This is a genomic window from Archangium sp. (assembly GCF_036388035.1).
Taxonomy (GTDB): Bacteria; Myxococcota; Myxococcia; order Myxococcales; family Myxococcaceae; genus Archangium.
The window spans coordinates 1-2,995 of record NZ_DASVSO010000355.1; the positions used below are offsets into that span (position 1 = coordinate 1).

General features: G+C 70.1%; 2 protein-coding genes and 1 pseudogene. 2 read left to right on the top strand and 1 reads right to left on the bottom strand.

Annotated elements, in window-relative coordinates:
- Positions 1–1,289: pseudogene (locus VF697_RS14430) on the top strand (hypothetical protein); the annotation flags it as partial.
- A 113-nt stretch (positions 1,290–1,402) separates the two neighbouring features.
- Here the strand turns inward: VF697_RS14430 and fsa are convergent.
- Positions 1,403–2,059 carry a fructose-6-phosphate aldolase gene (gene fsa, locus VF697_RS14435; RefSeq protein ID WP_331095306.1) on the bottom strand — a complete coding sequence of 219 codons (657 nt, stop codon included), beginning with the start codon at positions 2,057–2,059 and terminating at the stop codon, positions 1,403–1,405.
- A 168-nt stretch (positions 2,060–2,227) separates the two neighbouring features.
- Between fsa and VF697_RS14440 the strand changes: the two genes are divergently transcribed.
- Positions 2,228–2,995 (top strand): SIS domain-containing protein (locus VF697_RS14440; RefSeq protein WP_331095308.1); only part of this gene is annotated, 768 nt, incomplete at its 3' end.

Sequence of the window (2,995 nt, forward strand, 5' to 3'; positions counted from 1 at the left end):
CCACGGACACCCAGGGTCAGGCCACCGTCCTGCTCCAGTCGGGTGACGAGGTGGGCGTGGCCACGGTGACCGCTCGGGTGACCGGCACCGCCCTGTCCGTCAGCACGCCCGGCACGCCCATCGTGGGCGCCCGCGTCTCGGACGAGGGCCTCGTGGTGGAGTGCAATCAGCTCAACCTGGCGGCCAACGCGTCGGAGACCCCGCCGCGCCAGGACCTGAGCACCTCCTGCACCGCCAAGCTGGTGGACCGCTTCAAGAACCCGGTCACGCTGGCCACCAGCGTGACGTGGTACTCCGAGGCCGGCTCCATCAAGAGCCCCGTGACCACGGACAGCAGCAGCGCGACCACCACCTTCAGCACCGCCGGCAAGTGGCCGCCCGTGCCGGTCACCCCGCTCGCCGCGCCGGTGTCGGAGCAGGACGAGCCGTTCGTCGGCAACTACAACCCGCGCGACATGCTCGTCACCATCATCGCCGTCACCTCGGGTGAGGAGGAGTTCTACGATGGCTCGGGCGTGTCCAACGGCGTGAAGAACGGCAAGTGGGACGTGGGCGAGTGGTTCGTGGACGTGCCCGAGCCCTTCGTGGACGCCAACGACAACCAGGTCTACGACCCGGGCGAGCAGTTCATCGACGCCGAGCGCGTGGATTGCACCACGGGCACGCGCCAGCCGAAGAACGGCAAGTGGGACGGCCCCAACGGCTGCTGGGACGGCGACGTCATGCTGTGGCGGCCGACCCACGTCGTCTACAGCGGCTTCAACACGCGGGAGCCGTCCCGCTGGACCCTGCTCAACCCGGGCAAGCTGCCGCCCCCGTACACCGTGGCCAAGGGCAGTGCCACGTCCATCAGCGTCATGGTCACCGATGCCTACCTGAACCGCATGTCTCCGGACTCCGCGGACATCACGTTGGGCCGGGTCGGGGATCGCGGCGTGACCAACCTGGCGTGGGTGGATGGCTTCATCAACGCGCGAACCTACGGCTTCCACATCGTCCACGAGCGCGTCCAGGCCACGTCGGACGCCAGCCAGCCGCGCGGCTACACGGACACGGGCCTGTGCGATCCAGGCAAGGTGGCCCCGGCGGGAGCGGGCAGCGATGCCAGGCTCACCCGGTGCGTGCGGCAGTACCGCTTCGGCAGGTTCGGCCAGAACAACGTGGCCACCCTCACCCTGAAGGGCGCGGCGGTGGACAACACCGAGCCCGCGCAGACCGTCGCCACCTTCCTGAAGGCCGGGAACGCCCACAGCGCGTCGACGCTCTTCTTCGACATCACCTTCCAGTAATCGGCGGACCCAGCACCTGAAACACGACGGCCACCGCGCTCCACCCTGGAGCCGGTGGCCGTCGTCTTTGGCGCCCAGGCCCGGGAGCGGAAGGCCCCCGGGCCCACGGCCGCTCAGGGCTTCACGGCCTTGGGCACCTTCTCCCAGTCGGCCAGGAACTTCTTGATGCCCGCGTCGGTGAGCGGGTGGTTGGCCAGCTGGGTGATGACGCTGTAGGGCAGCGTGGCCACGTCCGCGCCCATGCGCGCCGCCTGCAGCACGTGCACCGGGTTGCGCACGCTCGCCACCAGCACCTGCGTGGTGAAGTCGTAGTTCTGGTAGATCTCGATGATGTGGGCGATGAGCTCCATGCCGTCCTGGGAGATGTCATCCAGGCGGCCCACGAAGGGCGAGATGTAGGTGGCGCCCGCCTTGGCGGCCAGCAGCGCCTGGTTGGCGGAGAAGCACAGCGTCACGTTGGTGCGGATGCCCTCGCCGGTGAGCGCCTTGACGGCCTTCATGCCCTCCACGCCCATGGGAATCTTCACGACGACGTTGTCGTGAATCTTGGCCAGCTGGCGGCCTTCCTTGATGAGCTCGGGGGCCTCGGCGGAGACGCACTCGGCGCTCACGGGGCCATCCACGATGGAGCAGATTTCGCGGATGGTCTCCTCCAGCCCGCGGCCCACCTTGGCCAGCAGCGACGGGTTGGTGGTGACGCCATCCAGCACGCCCATCGCATGGGCCTTGCGGATCTCCTCCACGTCGGCGGTGTCGATGAAGAACTTCATCTCGTCCCCTCTCCAGGTTCAGGTGAGGCTGTTAAGCCTGTAAGCGACAACCGGTGGGTGCAGGGCTGGGCTCCAGTCCGCCCGCCGGGCGAGCAGGCGCGTAGCCGATGCCCCCCGGTGCGTCAAGCTGGCAGGCCCCGCCAGCGAGGGGGTACAAGGGCATATCTCATGGCCCGAGCCCCCCGAAACGTCGCCCGGAAGCCCCGCCTCCGCGCCCTTCCCGGTCAAGCCACCCCCGCCCCGGAGCCCTCCCCGCTGGCCTCCCTCGACGAGCGCGAGGCCACGCTCGCCTACGCGCGCAGCGTGCTCGAGGCCGAGGCCCACGCCATCCTCGGGCTGACCGAGCGGCTGGGCGACTCCTTCCTGCGCGCGCTCACCCTGGTGCGCGACTGCCCGGGCCAGACGGTGGTGACGGGCATGGGCAAGGCGGGTCTCATCGGCCAGAAGCTGTCGGCCACCCTGGCCTCCACCGGCATCCGCTCCGTCTTCCTCCACCCCGCCGAGGCCGTGCACGGAGACCTGGGCCGCGTGAGCCGGGGCGACGTCATCCTCGCCCTGTCCAACAGCGGCTCCACCGAGGAGCTGGTGCGGCTGCTGCCCTCCTTCAAGCGGCTGGGCGCCCCCATCGTCGCGATTACGGGAGACCCGGAGAGCGCCCTGGCCCGCGGCGCGGACGTGGTGCTGGACATCGGCCGGATTGAAGAGGCCTGCCCCATGGGCCTGGTGCCCACCGCCTCCACCGCGGCCCTGCACGCCATCGGCGATGCGCTCGCCATGGCCGTGCTGCGCGCCCGCCCCTTCGGCTCGGCCGAGTACGCCCTGCTGCACCCCGGCGGGAAGATTGGCCGCTCCGTCATGCGCGTCTTCGACCTGATGCGCTCCGGCCCCGCCAACCCCGTGGTGCGCGACACGGCGAAGCTCTCCGAGGCCGTGGTG